General features: G+C 61.7%; 15 protein-coding genes and 2 pseudogenes. 15 read left to right on the top strand and 2 right to left on the bottom strand.

Features of this window, described 5'->3' with window-relative positions:
* Positions 1-131 precede the first annotated feature (131 nt).
* Positions 132-431: a DUF2288 domain-containing protein gene (locus ACZZZP_RS08420; RefSeq protein WP_463382404.1), complete on the bottom strand. Its 300-nt coding sequence runs from the start codon at positions 429-431 to the stop codon at positions 132-134.
* Positions 432-799: 368 nt separating this feature from the next.
* Between ACZZZP_RS08420 and ACZZZP_RS08415 the strand changes: the two genes are divergently transcribed.
* From ACZZZP_RS08415 to ACZZZP_RS08370, 10 genes and pseudogenes are all read left to right on the top strand, one after another.
* Positions 800-1,912: a branched-chain amino acid ABC transporter substrate-binding protein gene (locus ACZZZP_RS08415; protein ID WP_122497800.1), complete on the top strand. Its 1,113-nt coding sequence runs from the start codon at positions 800-802 to the stop codon at positions 1,910-1,912.
* Between the two features lie 366 nt (positions 1,913-2,278).
* Positions 2,279-3,196, top strand: a pseudogene (gene livH / locus ACZZZP_RS08410) (high-affinity branched-chain amino acid ABC transporter permease LivH); the annotation flags it as partial.
* A 3-nt stretch (positions 3,197-3,199) separates the two neighbouring features.
* The gene (locus tag ACZZZP_RS08405; protein WP_122497798.1) at positions 3,200-4,471 is read left to right on the top strand and encodes a high-affinity branched-chain amino acid ABC transporter permease LivM; all 1,272 of its coding nucleotides are present in this window, start codon (positions 3,200-3,202) and stop codon (positions 4,469-4,471) included.
* Positions 4,468-5,235 (top strand): high-affinity branched-chain amino acid ABC transporter ATP-binding protein LivG, encoded by a 768-nt coding sequence (livG, locus tag ACZZZP_RS08400; protein ID WP_122453357.1) that lies wholly within the window; start codon positions 4,468-4,470, stop codon positions 5,233-5,235. The genes ACZZZP_RS08405 and livG overlap by 4 nt, the downstream gene beginning before the upstream one ends.
* Positions 5,236-5,237: 2 nt before the next feature.
* Positions 5,238-5,939: an ABC transporter ATP-binding protein gene (locus ACZZZP_RS08395; RefSeq protein WP_463382403.1), complete on the top strand. Its 702-nt coding sequence runs from the start codon at positions 5,238-5,240 to the stop codon at positions 5,937-5,939.
* 200 nt (positions 5,940-6,139) lie between these two features.
* Positions 6,140-6,448: a BufA1 family periplasmic bufferin-type metallophore gene (locus tag ACZZZP_RS08390; RefSeq protein WP_122453359.1), complete on the top strand. Its 309-nt coding sequence runs from the start codon at positions 6,140-6,142 to the stop codon at positions 6,446-6,448.
* A 19-nt stretch (positions 6,449-6,467) separates the two neighbouring features.
* Positions 6,468-7,352: an MNIO family bufferin maturase gene (gene bufB, locus ACZZZP_RS08385; RefSeq protein ID WP_463536438.1), complete on the top strand. Its 885-nt coding sequence runs from the start codon at positions 6,468-6,470 to the stop codon at positions 7,350-7,352.
* Positions 7,349-8,110: an HvfC/BufC family peptide modification chaperone gene (locus tag ACZZZP_RS08380; protein ID WP_463382401.1), complete on the top strand. Its 762-nt coding sequence runs from the start codon at positions 7,349-7,351 to the stop codon at positions 8,108-8,110. The genes bufB and ACZZZP_RS08380 overlap by 4 nt, the downstream gene beginning before the upstream one ends.
* Entirely contained in the window at positions 8,107-8,589 is a 483-nt protein-coding gene (locus ACZZZP_RS08375) for a DoxX family protein (protein WP_463382400.1), read from the top strand. Before ACZZZP_RS08380 ends, ACZZZP_RS08375 begins: the two co-directional genes overlap by 4 nt.
* A 41-nt stretch (positions 8,590-8,630) precedes the next feature.
* A complete protein-coding gene (locus tag ACZZZP_RS08370; RefSeq protein ID WP_463382399.1) occupies positions 8,631-9,848 on the top strand; it encodes a class I SAM-dependent methyltransferase in 1,218 nt (405 codons plus the stop codon).
* A 107-nt stretch (positions 9,849-9,955) separates the two neighbouring features.
* Here the strand turns inward: ACZZZP_RS08370 and ACZZZP_RS08365 are convergent, their stop codons facing one another.
* Positions 9,956-10,879, bottom strand: coding sequence for a LysR family transcriptional regulator (locus ACZZZP_RS08365; protein ID WP_463536437.1), 924 nt, complete (start codon positions 10,877-10,879; stop codon positions 9,956-9,958).
* A 106-nt stretch (positions 10,880-10,985) separates the two neighbouring features.
* Between ACZZZP_RS08365 and ACZZZP_RS08360 the strand changes: the two genes are divergently transcribed.
* The 5 genes and pseudogenes from ACZZZP_RS08360 to ACZZZP_RS08340 all read left to right on the top strand — a co-directional run bounded on the left by ACZZZP_RS08360 (position 10,986) and on the right by ACZZZP_RS08340 (position 15,097).
* The gene (locus ACZZZP_RS08360) at positions 10,986-11,585 is read left to right on the top strand and encodes a short chain dehydrogenase (protein ID WP_463382397.1); all 600 of its coding nucleotides are present in this window, start codon (positions 10,986-10,988) and stop codon (positions 11,583-11,585) included.
* A 139-nt stretch (positions 11,586-11,724) separates the two neighbouring features.
* A pseudogene (locus tag ACZZZP_RS08355) lies at positions 11,725-12,397 on the top strand (COG3650 family protein).
* A gap of 92 nt (positions 12,398-12,489) precedes the next feature.
* Positions 12,490-13,170 (top strand): tyrosine-protein phosphatase, encoded by a 681-nt coding sequence (locus tag ACZZZP_RS08350; protein ID WP_463382396.1) that lies wholly within the window; start codon positions 12,490-12,492, stop codon positions 13,168-13,170.
* Between the two features lie 439 nt (positions 13,171-13,609).
* Positions 13,610-14,446, top strand: coding sequence for an AraC family ligand binding domain-containing protein (locus ACZZZP_RS08345; protein WP_463382395.1), 837 nt, complete (start codon positions 13,610-13,612; stop codon positions 14,444-14,446).
* 48 nt (positions 14,447-14,494) lie between these two features.
* Positions 14,495-15,097, top strand: coding sequence for a LysE family translocator (locus ACZZZP_RS08340; RefSeq protein ID WP_122497774.1), 603 nt, complete (start codon positions 14,495-14,497; stop codon positions 15,095-15,097).
* The last annotated feature ends 7 nt before the right edge of the window (positions 15,098-15,104 follow it).

The following is a 15,104-nucleotide window of genomic DNA, read 5'->3' as shown; positions in this document are numbered from 1 at the left end:
GAGTGCGGTTTTCAGGTCTGGCCAATCGAGGCTAAAGCCTCTCCCACAATAAAACGACGTCTTTCCCACCATGGAATGAAACCTGTGGGAGAGGCTTTAGCCTCGATTCCTGGAAACGACGAACCCGCGCCCTACCCCCGCTCTTGAACCAACACCCAAGGCGCCACCACCACGGCCCACAGCGTCGGGTCACGGTCGAGCAAGTCCTGCGCCACCTCTGCTTCCACCTTGCTCACCACCCCATCCGCCAACCACTGCGCCACCTGGGCGCCGTTGTCTTGCGCAAACCCCATGGCCACCTCGATCAGGTCACTGCCGGGCGCTACCCACAGCAAGGCGCCACGGGCGAAGAAGGGCTGCAGCTCTTGCCAGGTGATCGGGGCGGTTTCGCCTAGCAACTTGGCGTAAAGCGGGTCAATGGCGTCGGTCATCACGGGCTCTTTTTGTTCGACAAGATGTAAATGGCGGCCAAGCCGCCGGGCGGCAATGATAGCGGCGTTTGCCGGGGGAACAAGATCGGCCTGACGCTCTGCCCGGCAGTGGCGACACGCCGTTTTTCTATACATTTATTTCGATTTAGCGACATTGCCTACAGACAGCATCAGTCGCCGCTTTTCAAGGCACAAATCGGCACTCTAAACTCCGCCGTTAAAGTTGCCAGGACCCTCGTATTCAAAGGGACTTAGGGCCGGGGATTTTCGTCTGGCGCCGCAGCTTAGGCCAACAGGGCATGAACCGCTCGCGCAGCTCGCGTGATCGGGTCTTACAAAAAAACGAAAAAACATAAGAGTGGAGCACTATGAACAAGGCTACTAAGCAACTGTTTGCAGCCATGGCTATGGCCGGCGTCGCCAGCTATTCACTAGCAGCTGACACCATCAAAATCGGCCTGGCTGGCCCGGTTACCGGCGCGGTCGCTCAATACGGCGAGATGCAGTTCATCGGTGCCAAAATGGCTATCGAACAAATCAACAAGGCTGGCGGCGTAAACGGCCAGCAGCTCGAAGGCGTGGTGTACGACGACGCTTGCGACCCGAAACAAGCCGTGGCCGTGGCCAACAAAATCGTTAACGACGAAGTGAAATTCGTGGTTGGCCACCTGTGCTCCAGCTCCACTCAGCCGGCTTCGGACATTTACGAAGACGAAGGCATTCTGATGATTACCGCGGCCTCGACCAGCCCGGAAATCACCGCCCGTGGTTATCAGCTGGTGTTCCGCACCATCGGTCTGGACAGCCTGCAAGGCCCAACCGCCGGCAACTTCATTGCTGACCACATCAAGCCAAAAACCGTTGCGGTCATCCACGACAAGCAGCAATACGGTGAAGGCATCGCCACTGCCGTTAAGCAAACCCTGGAAGCCAAAGGCGTGAAAGTCGCGCTGTTCGAAGGCATCAACGCCGGCGACAAAGACTTCTCGGCCATGATCTCCAAGCTGAAACAAGCCAACGTCGATTTCGTTTACTACGGCGGCTACCACCCGGAACTCGGCCTGCTGCTGCGTCAGTCGGCTGAGAAAGGCCTGAAAGTTCGCTACATGGGCCCAGAAGGCGTGGGTAACAAAGAGCTGTCGGCCATCGCTGGTCCTGCTTCCGAAGGCTTGCTGGTTACCCTGCCGAAGTCGTTCGACCAAGACCCGAAAAACCAGGCCCTGGTTGAAGCGTTCAAAGCCAAGAAAGAAGACCCTACCGGTCCTTTCGTGTTCCCGGCTTACGCAGCGGTACAAGTGATTGCCGAAGGCATCAAGAAAGCCGGCGACACCGACACCGCCAAGGTAGCGGCCGCCCTGCGCGCCAACACCTTCAACACCCCGACTGGCGACCTGAGCTTCGACGCCAAAGGCGATCTGAAAGACTTCAGCTTCGTGGTCTATGACTGGCACGCTGACGGCACCAAAACAGAAGCCAAGTAAGTAACAAGCCGCAACCCGAAGCCCACTGCACACGCAGTGGGCTTTGTTTTAAGAGGTAAACGGGTCCACGCTCAGCCACAAGCGAATGAGCGCCGCCCACGCGAAAGCTTCAAAACCCCAATCCCCAGCTAAATAGCAAGGCAGACCGCCACTGGCAGGTCTGAGCGGCGCGAGCCGACCCCGCACGGGGCGAAGCACAAGGCGTGCTTCGTGATGGAAGCGATTGACCACACCGCTTGGCTGGAACCCCAGCTAACTGTGCCCACACCGAGTGGATGCAGCCGTAACCGGCCTGCAGGGAACATCTCGACCTGACAGAGCTATCGAGTCGCGCAACAGGTTTTGCAAGTTTTCAGGAGAGTTCTGATGCCTGACATCTACCATTTCTTACAGCAGCTGGTTAATGGCTTGACCATTGGCAGCACGTACGCCCTGATCGCCATCGGTTACACGATGGTGTACGGCATTATCGGCATGATCAACTTCGCCCACGGCGAGGTGTACATGATCGGTTCCTACATCGCCTTTCTGGTGATCGCCGGCCTGACCATGATGGGCCTGGACAGCCTGCCGATTATTCTGATCGCGGCGTTCGCGGCCACCATCATTGTCGCCAGCGCCTACGGCTACAGCATTGAACGGGTCGCGTACCGACCGCTGCGCGGCAGCAACCGTTTGATCCCGCTGATTTCGGCAATCGGTATGTCGATATTTCTGCAGAACGAGGTCTTGCTCGCGCAGAACTCGAAAGACAAAGCGATTCCAAACCTGATCCCCGGCAACTTCGTATTTGGCGAGAGCACCATGAACGGTGTGGTCATCTCCTATATGCAGGTGCTGATTTTCGTCGTCACGTTCCTGGTGATGGCCGGCCTCACGGTGTTCATCTCCCGCTCCCGCCTGGGCCGCGCCTGCCGCGCCTGCGCCGAGGACATCAAGATGGCCAACCTGCTGGGCATCAACACCAACAACATCATTGCCCTGACCTTTGTCATCGGCGCCACCCTGGCGGCCGTTGCGGCGGTATTGCTGGGCATGCAGTACGGCGTGATCAACCCGAACCTGGGCTTCCTGGCCGGCATCAAGGCCTTTACCGCAGCGGTACTCGGCGGCATCGGCAGCATTCCGGGCGCCATGCTTGGCGGTCTGGTGTTGGGTGTGGCTGAAGCGTTTGGTGCCGACATTTTCGGCGACCAATACAAAGACGTGGTGGCGTTCAGCCTGTTGGTGCTGGTGCTGTTGTTCCGCCCGACCGGCATTCTCGGTCGCCCGGAGGTTGAAAAAGGTATGACCAGTTCTATTAAAGCCAAACAGCTCAAGACGGCGTTTTTCAGCGCCCTGCTGGTGCTGGCCGTGGCCTACCCGATTCTGGGCCTGAAGCTGAACATCGTCGGCATCAAGCTGGAAGTGCACGGCGCCAGCGCGCCGGTGCTGTGGACCATTTTTGCCTGCGCCATCGGCATGTTTTTCTGGCAGTTGTTCCGCACCCAGTTGGGCAATGCCTGGGACGCCGTGCCGAAAGTGCCGGGCGTGCCGTCGTCGGCTACCAACTTCCTGACCCTGCCCTCGACCCAGCGCTGGTTCGTGCTGGCCCTGGTGGTGGTGGCGCTGGTGTGGCCATTCTTCGGTTCGCGCGGCGCGGTGGACATCGCCACGCTGATTTTGATTTACGTGATGCTCGGCCTCGGCCTGAACATTGTGGTCGGCCTGGCGGGTCTGCTCGACCTGGGTTACGTCGGCTTCTACGCCGTCGGCGCCTACAGCTACGCCCTGCTCTCGCACTACTACGGCTTCGGTTTCTGGCTGTGCCTGCCGATTGCCGGCCTGATGGCGGCGCTGTTCGGCTTCTTGCTGGGCTTCCCGGTGCTGCGTCTGCGCGGGGACTACCTGGCCATTGTCACCTTGGGTTTCGGCGAGATCATCCGCATTCTGCTGCGTAACCTCACCGAGCTCACCGGCGGCCCGAACGGCATCAGCAACATCGACAAACCGACCCTGTTCGGCCTGAGCTTCGAGCGCAAGGCGGCGGAAGGCCTGCAAACCTTCCACGAATACTTCGGCATCGCCTACAACTCGATCTACAAAGTGATCTTCCTGTACCTGGTGGCCTTGCTGCTGGTGTTGGTCGCGCTGTTCGTCATCAACCGCCTGCTGCGCATGCCCATCGGCCGTGCGTGGGAGGCGCTGCGTGAAGACGAAATCGCCTGCCGCGCCCTGGGCATGAACCCGACTGTGATCAAACTCTCCGCCTTCACCCTCGGTGCCTGCTTCGCCGGTTTCGCCGGCAGCTTCTTTGCCGCGCGCCAAGGCCTGATCACCCCGGAGTCGTTCACCTTCCTGGAGTCGGCAACCATTCTGGCCATCGTCGTGCTCGGCGGTCTGGGCTCGCAGCTGGGGGTGATTCTGGCCGCCATCGTGATGATTCTGCTGCCCGAACTGATGCGTAACTTCAGCGAGTACCGGATGCTGCTGTTCGGTGCCCTGATGGTGTTCATGATGATCTGGCGTCCACAGGGCTTCTTGCCCATGCAGCGCCCGCACTTGGAGTTGAAGCAATGAGCCGCCCGATTCTTGAAGTAAGCGGCCTGTGCATGCGCTTCGGCGGTCTGTTGGCCGTCAACGGTGTGGGCCTGACCGTGCAAGAGAAACAAGTGGTGTCGATGATCGGCCCGAACGGCGCCGGCAAAACCACGGTGTTCAACTGCCTGACCGGTTTCTACAAACCCACCAGCGGCACCATCCTGCTCGACGGTGAAGCCATTCAGGGGCTGGCCGGCCATGAAATCGCCCGCAAGGGCGTGGTGCGTACGTTCCAGAACGTGCGCCTGTTCAAAGACATGACCGCCATTGAAAACCTGCTGATTGCCCAGCACCGGCACATCAACACCAACTTCCTGGCCGGTCTGTTCAAGACTCCTGCGTTTCGCAAAAGCGAGCGTGAAGCCATGGAGTTTGCCGCGCACTGGCTGGATAAGGTCAACCTCACCGAGGTCGCCAACCGCCCGGCCGGCACGCTGGCGTACGGGCAGCAACGCCGCCTGGAAATTGCCCGCTGCATGATGACCCGCCCTCGCCTGCTGATGCTCGACGAGCCGGCGGCCGGTCTCAACCCGAACGAAACCGAAGAGCTCAAGCAGCTCATCGGCGTGCTGCGCGACGAATACAACGTCACGGTGCTGCTGATCGAACACGACATGAAACTGGTCATGAGCATTTCCGACCACATCGTCGTGATCAACCAGGGCACACCGCTGGCCGATGGCACTCCGGAGCAGATTCGCGACAATCCGGAAGTGATCAAAGCCTATTTGGGGGAAGCGTAACCATGCTGTATTTCGACAACGTTTCCACCTTCTACGGCAAGATCCAAGCGCTGCATAACGTCAACGTGCAAGTGCACAAAGGCGAGATCGTCACCCTGATCGGCGCCAACGGCGCCGGCAAGTCGACCCTGCTGATGACCCTGTGCGGTTCGCCGCGTGCCGCCAGCGGCAGCATTCGCTACCAAGGCGAAGAACTGGTGGGCCTGGAATCCAGCGAGATCATGCGCAAAAGCATTGCCGTGGTGCCTGAAGGCCGCCGCATCTTTGCCCGCCTGACCGTTGAAGAAAACCTGGCCATGGGCGGCTTCTTCACCGACAAAGGCGACTATCAGGAACAGCTCGACAAAGTGCTGCACCTGTTCCCGCGCCTGAAAGAGCGCTACAGCCAGCGCGGCGGCACCATGTCCGGCGGCGAACAGCAAATGCTCGCCATCGGCCGTGCGCTGATGAGCAAGCCGCAGCTGCTGCTGCTCGACGAGCCATCGCTGGGCTTGGCACCGATCATCATCCAGCAGATTTTCCAGATCATCGAACAGCTGCGCCAAGACGGTGTGACGGTGTTCCTGGTGGAACAAAACGCCAACCAGGCGCTGAAGATTGCTGACCGGGCGTATGTGCTGGAAAACGGGCATGTCGTTATGGAAGGCACGGGGGAGGCGCTGCTCACCGACCCGAAAGTGCGCGACGCCTACCTGGGCGGTTGACCTCAAAAAGCATCGCGGCTGAAGCCGCTCCCACAGACCGCACATACCCTGTGGGAGCGGCTTTAGCCGCGATGCTCTTGATCCATTCAAACCAGGAAAAAATTATTTTCCGTCCCCTGTAACAACCCCCCGCCTCGTTTCTCTACTTCACTAAGCAGGCCACTACGGCTTGTTTCCTCCCACTGAAGAGAGACACTTCCATGAACAACAAAAACCGCCCTCTGCATACCGCCGCCCTCGCTCTGGCCTTGGGCAGCGCATTGAGCATCGCCGCCGCGCCTATGGTTGCCCATGCCGATGACAGCAAAGGCGAAAAATGTTTTGGCGTTTCCATGAAGGGTAAAAACGATTGCGCAGCAGGCGCAGGCACCACCTGTGCTGGCACGTCCACCAAGGACTACCAAGGCAGCGCCTGGAAACACGTACCGGCTGGCACCTGCGAAAAAACCGCCAGCCCGACCTCCCCGACCGGCTTCGGTCAGATGGCAGCGTTTAAAGAAAAAGCCTAAGTACACGGGGCGCGCCGTCATGAATCAGTCCGTTATCGCTCCGAGCGGCGCGCCTCTCGCTTCTGTTTCAAACCTGCCCGCGCGTGCGGGCTTGGGTTTGAAGTCCCAGCATTACCAAGCCATTCTCGCCAGCCTGCCCGCCATTGGTTTCTTCGAAATTCATGCGGAAAACTACATGGTCGCCGGCGGCCCTTGTCATCACTACCTCGGGCAGATTCGCCAGCATTACCCGCTGTCGCTGCACGGGGTCGGGTTGTCGATTGGCGGCGCCGAGCCGCTGGATCGCGACCACCTGCAACGCCTCGCCACCCTGCTGGAACGCTACGAGCCTGCGGCGTTTTCCGAGCACCTGGCCTGGTCCAGCCACGGGCCCACGTACCTGAACGATCTGCTGCCCGTGGCCTACGACGAACCGACGCTGGCGCGCGTGTGCGAACACATCGACCACACGCAAACCGTGCTCAAGCGCCGCATGCTGCTCGAAAACCCCGCCACCTACGTCGAGTTCACCGCCTCAAGCTTGAGCGAGGCCGCGTTTATCCGCGACGTGGTGCAGCGCACCGGCTGCGGCCTGCTGCTGGACGTCAACAACCTGTACATCTCGTGCATCAACCACCAGCGCGACGTGCAGGCTTATCTCAACGAACTGCCGTTGCACGCTGTGGAGCAGATTCACCTCGCTGGCTTTGCCGAAGACCGCGACAGCAGCGGCGCCCGCCTGTTGATCGACAGCCACGGCGCGCCGGTAGACCACGCCGTGTGGCAGCTGTACGCCGAACTCATCGCCCGCCTCGGCCCTCTGCCGACGTTGATCGAACGCGACAACGACGTGCCGCCGCTGGACCACCTGCTAGCCGAAGCGCACATGGCCGAACGCGTACTGGCGCGGAGCACCGCGCGATGAGCGTGCAAGCCGAGTTCGAGCACGCCCTGCTGAGCGACGAGCTCATCACGCCGAGCGGGCTGCACACTTACAACGGCTCCGACCCGGCGGCGCGTTTCGCCGTGTACCGCAACAACGTGCTCAGCTCGCTGATCAATGCCCTGGCCGATACCTTTCCCGTTGTGCAGCAGTTGGTCGGCGAGGCGTTTTTCCGCGCCATGGCGGCGGTGTACGTAAAAGCCAATCCGCCTTCCTCGTGCCTGTTGGTGCACTACGGCAGCGACTTTCCGTTGTTTATAGAAACCTTCGAGCCTGCCGCCACGCTGCCGTACCTCGCAGACATGGCGCGACTGGAAGCCTTGCGGGTGCAGGCTTACCACGCGGCTGATGCCGAGCCCGTCGCGCATGAGGTGCTAGCCGGCGCGCTAGGCGACAGCGAGCGTCTGGGCGATGTGCGGTTTCAGTTGCACGCCTGCGTTCACTTGCTGACGTCGGCTTACGGGGTGCGCTCGCTATGGGCCGCGCATCAGGGCGAGTTGGCCATCGAGCAGGTTGACCTTGGCAGCGCCGAACATTGCCTGGTGCTGCGTCAGCACCTCGACGTGCTGGTGATCGGCATCGACGCCGACAGCGCCGGCTTTATTGGCCGGCTGCTGAATGGCCAGACCTTCGCCGACGCGGCGCAATCCTGCGCGCCGGATGTCGACCTCGGCGCCGCACTGGCCCTGCTGATTTCCCACGGCGCGATCACCGCGCTTTCTTACCGAGCAACCCCATGAACATCCAACGCCTGATCGACCTGTTCGAAAAAATTCCCCACAGCCTGATCGCCTTTATCGCGCGGTTTTCCATTGCGGCGGTGTTCTGGCGATCCGGCCAAACCAAGGTCGAGGGCTTTGCCGTCGACCTGGTGAGCGGCACCTTTGTCTACGACAACCCGCACCTGGCCGACTCGACCGTTCCGCTGTTCACCAGTGAATACGCGCTGCCGCTGATTCCGCCCGAAACGGCGGCGTACCTCGCCACGTTCAGCGAGCACCTATTCCCGGTGCTGATTCTGATGGGCCTGGCCACACGCTTTTCCGCCCTGGCACTGCTGGGCATGACGCTGACGATTCAGCTGTTTGTCTACCCCGACGCCTACCCCGTGCACGGCACCTGGGCGGCGATTTTGCTGCTGCTGATGGCGCGCGGGCCTGGCGTGCTGTCCATCGACCACCTGCTGGCGCGGCGCCACAGAACGGCGCGAACCCTGTAGCATTACCGCCCCTCGCCAGCCAGTGAAGACCGGGCCCGTCCATGTCAGTCGAAGTTTCCGCCGCCGCCACCACCGATGACCGTGGCGATTTCCTTGCCCTCGTGGAAAAAAGCCTGGTGCAGAACACCTTGGTCAAGGTGCTGCTGAGCAAATACCACGGCGAGGAAACCGAGCTGCAACGGGTGGCAATCCGTCCGGTGACCGTGCGCGGCCAGGCGTGTTTGTCGTTCGTGTACACCTACAAAACCCGCGACATCACCAAGAATTTCCCCCACGCCGAGGCCCTGGCCCTAATCGCCGACTTACTGCCGGCCGCGTTCAAAAACGCCCACCTGCTGTCGCTCACCGACGACGTGCAACTGACCTTCGGCAAGAAAAACAAAAGCCGGCTTTTCATGGGCAAGGCTGTGGAACGCGAAGGCGCCCAGGCCGGCCATGACCGCGAGAAAAAACGTTTTCTGGAGCTGACGCGCCCGTTCCTCACCGACCTCGGCGTGACCACCGCCAAGCACGAACTGGTGCCAGCGATGGCGCGCAAGTGGAAGCAGATCAATAAGTTCGTCGAAGTGTTTTCCCACGCCCTGGCCAGCTCGCCGCTGCAACAACGCGGCGCCGACGAGGCCATTCACGCGGTGGACTTCGGCTCCGGCAAGGGCTACCTGACCTTCGCCATGCACGACTACCTGCGCAACAGTCTCGGCCGTCAGGGCAAGGTCACCGGCGTGGAATTGCGCGAAGACATGGTGCGCCTGGGCAACGACGCCGCTGCGCGTCTGGAGCAACCGGGCCTGAGCTTCGAGCACGGCGACGTGCGCACGTACACGCCAGCCGCCATCGACATCATGATCGCCCTGCACGCCTGCGACGTAGCCACCGACTACGCCATCCACCTGGGTATTCGCAGCGACGCCTCGATCATCATGTGCTCGCCGTGCTGCCACAAACAGATCCGCCCACAGATGCAAACCCCGGCGCTGCTGCGGCCCATGCTGCAATACGGCGTGCACCTGGGCCAGGAAGCCGAAATGGTCACCGACAGCCTGCGCGCCCTGCTGCTCGAAGCCTGCGGCTATGAAACCAAAGTGTTCGAATTCGTCTCGCTGGAACACACCAACAAAAACAAAATGATCCTCGCCGTGAAACGCCCCGAACCGGTAGACCCGGCGCCGGTGATGGAGCGGATTCAAGGGATCAAAACGTTTTACGGGATTCAGGAGCAGTGTCTGGAGACGCTGCTTAGGGCCGATCAGCGCGTTTGACCCCACCCTCACCCCCTCTCCCAGAGGTAGAGGGGAGAGGAAATCCTGCGAGCACCTCGATATGCCCCCTCTCCCCTCGCGGGAGAGGGTTGGGGTGAGGGGGGACGTTAAGGCGCCACGGTCGTCAACCGATCCAACTCCCCCCGCCGCTCTTCAAACCACGCCAACAAATAATCCGCCAACACCTGCGTGCGCTTGGGCAGCCCGTGCTGATAGGCATGCACCAGAAACACCGGGCTGATGCGCGTCTGGTAATCGCGCAGCAGCCACACCAGCGTGCCGTCGAGCAATTCCTGATGCACCAGGTACGAGGGCAACCGCGCAATCCCCGCCCCGCCCAGGCAGGCTTTTTTCAGCAAGCTGTAGTGGTTGCTGGCAAACGGGCCGTTTACTTGCACACGGGTTAACTCATGCTGGCGGTGGTACAGCCACTCCTCGGCGCCGCTGTAGTGGCTGTTGAGCAAGCACACCTGCTCACTCAACGCCTGCGGCTCGCGCACTTGGCCGTGGGCCGCCAGGTACGCCGGGCTGGCGCAGGTCAGTTCCTGCATCGACAACAACGGCCGCGCCACCAGGCGATCATCACTCTGCTCGCCGCTGCGAATGGCCAGGTCGAAACCATCGGCAACCAGATCGCGGTAGCTGTTGCTCAGCTCCAGCTCGATGCGAATGTGCGGATAGGCGCGGGCGAACTCCAGTTGCAGGGCGTCGAAAAAGGTATCGCCCAGCGACACCGGCGCTGTAATGCGCACCACGCCGCTCGCCTCTTCCTGCAAGCGCGCCAGGGTCTGCCGCGCCCGCGTCGCTTGCGCCACCAACGCCTGCGCTTCCGGCAACAAGGCTGCGCCCGCAGCGGTCAGCGACAATCGCCGTGTGGTGCGGTGCAGCAAGCTGATGCCCAAGCCCTGCTCCAGCAAGCCAATACGCTTGGACAGCTGCCCCTTGCTGCACCCCAACCGCAGCGCGGCGGCGGTAAAGCTGCCGGCCTCCACCAGCGTGGCGAAGGCCGCCAGATCATCCATTTCACTCATGGCGATTGTTTCCCAGCGAGAACCAAAGGTTTCCAATTAGACGGATTATCGCTTACAAACTGCCGTCCTACACTGCGTCCCACACCCACCCCCGAGGAGCAGTGCCATGAAAATTATCCTGATCGGTGCCAGCGGCACCATTGGCCAAGCCGTTGAACGTGAACTGGCCGAGCGCCATGAAGTGATTCGCGTCGGTCGCAGTAGCGGCGACTTCCAGGTCGACATCCGCGACGCCGCCTCCATCCGCCAGTTGTTCGAACAAACCGGCCGCTTCGATGCGCTGGTCAGCACCACCGGTTCCGTGCACTTCGGCGCGCTGGCCGACCTCCAAGCCGAGCAGTTCGCCATCGGCCTGAACGACAAGCTGATGGGCCAGGTAAACCTGCTGCTAATCGGCCGCGAATTCATCAACGACGGCGGCTCGTTCACCTTCACCTCCGGCATCCTCAGCGACGACCCCATCGTTGCCGGCGCCTCGGCCAGCATGGTTAACGGCGCACTCAATAGCTTCGTCAAAGCCGCCGCCATCGAACTGCCGCGCGGCCTGCGCGTGAACGTAGTCAGCCCCAACGTGCTGGTGGAATCCATGGACAGCTACGGCCCGTTCTTCCGTGGCTTCAAGCCGGTGCCGGCAGCGGACGTTTCTCTGGCCTACTCGAAAAGCGTGGAAGGCAAGCAAACCGGGCAGGTTTATACCGTCGGGTGAGTGACGGGCCCCACGATGCTGAAGCCCCCAGTTTTCTGTAGGAGAGGCTTCAGCCTCGATGCTTTTCAATCCGCGCTCCGCTCTTGTGCCAACGCAGACCCATGGGTAACGTGGCCGCACTTTCCAGGAGACCCTCCCGATGCGCGCCGTTCGCCCTCTGCTGTTTGCCCTGCTGCCCCTGTTCGCCAGTTGCGCCATGTTTGACCAACAGGACGAAACACTCGGTCTCGCCCGGCACCCGCATGCAGGGCGAACTAAGCGTCAGCAACGGCAAGCTGCTGCTGCGCCCGTGCCAGGAACAGCGCCGCTTCGTCATCAACGACAGCGGCAACACCGGCCTGCTGCAAGAGTCCGCCGCCCTGCTCGACACCCGCGACGCCACCCTGTTCGCCGACGTCAGCGGCAACCTCGGCGCCAGCCCCGTGGCCGGCACCGACGGCCAACTGAACCTCACCCGCCTGTACCGCGTGCAACGTGAAGGCCACGGCTGCGACGACCCCAACTTCAAACGCCAAATGCTGCGCGCCAGCGGCCACGAGCCGGACTGGAGCGTGAGCGTCAACGCCAAAGGCATGGTGCTCGAGCGTCCCAACCAGGAACCGTTGGCCCTGCCCTATTTGGAAGAACAATTGCCCAACGGCCGCTTCAACCTCACCAGCGAAGCCAACGGCTTGCGCATAGAGCTGTGGGTGGCCCCGCAACGCTGCGTCGACAGCGCCACCGGCGCCGTGCAGTTTCTGTCCGCCGAGCTGCGCAGCAATGGCAAAGTAGAACGCGGCTGCGCCTATTTCGGCGGCTCGCGCACGCAATAAAACGCCTCGCCTTTCACCGTTTTTTCACATCGATTTGATCAACGCTTCACCGGCCGATTCCTAGCATGGGTGCCCTTACTTGAGGGGCTTTCATGCGTACGTCTTATCGTCTGGTGGTTGCTGTTGCGGGGTTTATCGCGCTGGTGGGCGTGGGGCTGCTCGTCCATTTCCGCCACGCCCAGGCCGCGCCGGTTGAAGTATTCAGCGCCGCGCAAAACGAAACCTGGGCGCGGCCGGTAGACAGCAGTTTCAAACTCTTCGAAATGTCCCCCACCCTCTACCGCAGCGCCCTGCCCAAGCCGCAAAACCTGGCGGTGCTAGAACAGCTGCAATTGCGCACCGTGGTCAGCCTGAGCAAGGAAGACGACCGCCAGTGGCTAGGCAACAGCGGCATCACCTTAATCAGCATTCCCCTGCACGCCGACCGCGTAAACGACGCCGACGTACTGCGCGTGCTCAACACCCTGCAACTGGCCGAAACCCGCGGCCCGGTGCTGATGCACTGCAAACACGGCAGCGACCGCACTGGCCTGATGGGCGCGATGTTCCGCACGGTGATTCAAGGCTGGAGCAAACAGGAAGCCCTGAGCGAAATGCTCAACGGCGGCTATGGGCAGGCCGACGACATGGACGATGCGCGCCGCTATGTGGAGCGGGCGGACGTGGACAAATTGCGTGAGGCGTTGACGAACGGGCGGTGTGATACGTCGTTGGTGTCGACGTGTTATGTGAAGGGGTGGTTTAACGCGGCGACGTCGACGGCTGTTCGGTGAGGGTGACGGGTGGTGTCCGTTGTGCCACTGGGCGCGAAACAAAACGTTCAGCGCGTGCGGTAATGAATACCTGCGCGGATCTACCGTGTACGGCTTGAAATTCTGGATCCCCGCGTTCGCGAGGATGACAGAGGTGTTTGGACAATCCACCGTCATCCCCGCGCAGGCGGGGATCCAGAGTTCCACGTCTGGCTCAGTTTTGAGTCTTCATTCATTACTGCGTGAGCTGAACGCCAAATGCAGTAGATCGAAATCTCGCGGCTAAAGCGGAATGCCGCCCAGCCGCTCCTATAGGTTGTGCGATTTCTGTGGGAGCGGCTTTAGCCGCGATGCGATTCCGGCCGCTGCCGCCATCCAAACCCACTGCACAAAACTTCCAGACGCCCATTTCCCACCTTGGCATACTGACTCACCCCTCCTCCTGTCTGGTCCCCCCGCCATGGCCGATAGCAACTGGATCGATCTCAGCCAAGACGCCGACACCGGCATCGAGACCATCCGCGCGCATTTCCGGGGCCATGCCTACGACCCGCACTGGCACGACAGCTACCTGATCGGCGTCACCGAGCAAGGAGTGCAGCAGTTCAGTTGCCGCCAGCAGCGCCACAACAGCACCCCCGGCCAGGTGTTTATGCTCGAGCCCGGCGAGATTCATGACGGCACCGCGCCGTCCGAGGAAGGCTTCACCTATTCCATGCTCTATCTCGACCCGCAGTGGCTGGAGCGCGAGCTGCACGCCCTGTTCGAGCAGGCGCCCAGCGATTGCCAGCCGGGGTTCGAGCAAACGTTGATCGGCGACCGGCCGCTGGCCCAGGCCACGCTGAATGCGTTCCAGGCGTTGCATGGCAACGAATTGCGCATCGTGCGGCAGACGGCGCTGGATGATCTGCTCGGGCAAATGACCGCGCATTTGCATTGGCGCAAGCCGCAAGGCCTCGACCCGCGCTTGCCGCTGGTGGCGCAGCGGGCGCGGGATTATTTACATGCCCATGTGCACGACGACATCGGGCTGGACGACCTGGCGCGCATCAGCGGTGTCGACCGTTTCCGCCTCAGCCGCGCGTTCAAGGTCGCGTTTGGCATGGCGCCCCATGCCTATCTCATTCAGTTGCGCCTGAGCAAAGCCCGGCACCTGCTGGCTCGGGGCGAAACGCCCGCCCAGGTGGCCAGCGCCCTTGGTTTTGCCGACCAAAGTCATCTCGGCCGCTGGTTCCGTCGGGCGTATCGGCTGACCCCGGCGGACTACCGCAAGCGCTGCACAAATCATCCAGACTGAACCTCGCCCGCCTGCAACCCTTACGGCTCCTGAATCCGCCTGGAGCCCATCGTGGACTTGCTGCCCTTTCTGCTTTTCGCCCTCGTCGCCTCCATAACGCCTGGCCCCACCAACCTGTTGGTGCTCAGTAACAGCGCCCGCTTTGGTCTGCTCGCGGCCGTGCCCTTGGTGCTGGCCGCCTGCGCCAGTGCGGCCCTGTTGGTGTTGCTGGTGGGTGTGGGCATTGGCGATGCGCTGACTCGCCATCCGCTTGTGCAGCAAGCGATGGCGTGGGCGGGCATTGCCTGGCTGAGCTACCTGGCCTGGCAGATTTTCCGCAGCCCGGCGGTGGGTCTGGACAATGCCCGCCAGCAACCAGGCAAGCGCCTGAGCATGGCGGCAGCGGCCGGTTTGCAGGTGGTGAATCCGAAAACCTGGATGATGGCGCTGGCGGTGGTTGGGGTGTTTGCCGCCCATGCGCCGGACAAAACCAGCCGCGTGGCGCTGCTGGCCTTGCTGTTCTTTCTGGTCGCGATTCCGTGCCTCGGCGTGTGGGCGGCGTTGGGCCGGGGCGTGACGCGCTTTTGCCGCACCGACGCCGGCATGCGTCGGTTCAATCAGGTGATGGCGTTGCTGTTGCTGGCCTCGGCGTGGCTGAGCTTGTTGGCGTAGATCGCAT

Source organism: Pseudomonas sp. AC211, from assembly GCF_979258055.1.
The sequence above is the reverse complement of the archived record's forward strand: the minus strand, read 5'-3'. Positions and strand labels throughout refer to the sequence as shown.

Excerpts from the sequence above, each read along its gene's own strand:
- ACZZZP_RS08420 (WP_463382404.1), bottom strand. The coding sequence starts at position 431 with ATGACCGACGCCATTGACCCGCTTTACGCCAAGTTGCTAGGCGAAACC.
- ACZZZP_RS08415 (WP_122497800.1), top strand. The coding sequence starts at position 800 with ATGAACAAGGCTACTAAGCAACTGTTTGCAGCCATGGCTATGGCCGGC.
- ACZZZP_RS08405 (WP_122497798.1), top strand. The coding sequence starts at position 3,200 with ATGACCAGTTCTATTAAAGCCAAACAGCTCAAGACGGCGTTTTTCAGC.
- livG (WP_122453357.1), top strand. The coding sequence starts at position 4,468 with ATGAGCCGCCCGATTCTTGAAGTAAGCGGCCTGTGCATGCGCTTCGGC.
- ACZZZP_RS08395 (WP_463382403.1), top strand. The coding sequence starts at position 5,238 with ATGCTGTATTTCGACAACGTTTCCACCTTCTACGGCAAGATCCAAGCG.
- ACZZZP_RS08390 (WP_122453359.1), top strand. The coding sequence starts at position 6,140 with ATGAACAACAAAAACCGCCCTCTGCATACCGCCGCCCTCGCTCTGGCC.
- bufB (WP_463536438.1), top strand. The coding sequence starts at position 6,468 with ATGAATCAGTCCGTTATCGCTCCGAGCGGCGCGCCTCTCGCTTCTGTT.
- ACZZZP_RS08380 (WP_463382401.1), top strand. The coding sequence starts at position 7,349 with ATGAGCGTGCAAGCCGAGTTCGAGCACGCCCTGCTGAGCGACGAGCTC.
- ACZZZP_RS08375 (WP_463382400.1), top strand. The coding sequence starts at position 8,107 with ATGAACATCCAACGCCTGATCGACCTGTTCGAAAAAATTCCCCACAGC.
- ACZZZP_RS08370 (WP_463382399.1), top strand. The coding sequence starts at position 8,631 with ATGTCAGTCGAAGTTTCCGCCGCCGCCACCACCGATGACCGTGGCGAT.
- ACZZZP_RS08365 (WP_463536437.1), bottom strand. The coding sequence starts at position 10,879 with ATGAGTGAAATGGATGATCTGGCGGCCTTCGCCACGCTGGTGGAGGCC.
- ACZZZP_RS08360 (WP_463382397.1), top strand. The coding sequence starts at position 10,986 with ATGAAAATTATCCTGATCGGTGCCAGCGGCACCATTGGCCAAGCCGTT.
- ACZZZP_RS08350 (WP_463382396.1), top strand. The coding sequence starts at position 12,490 with ATGCGTACGTCTTATCGTCTGGTGGTTGCTGTTGCGGGGTTTATCGCG.
- ACZZZP_RS08345 (WP_463382395.1), top strand. The coding sequence starts at position 13,610 with ATGGCCGATAGCAACTGGATCGATCTCAGCCAAGACGCCGACACCGGC.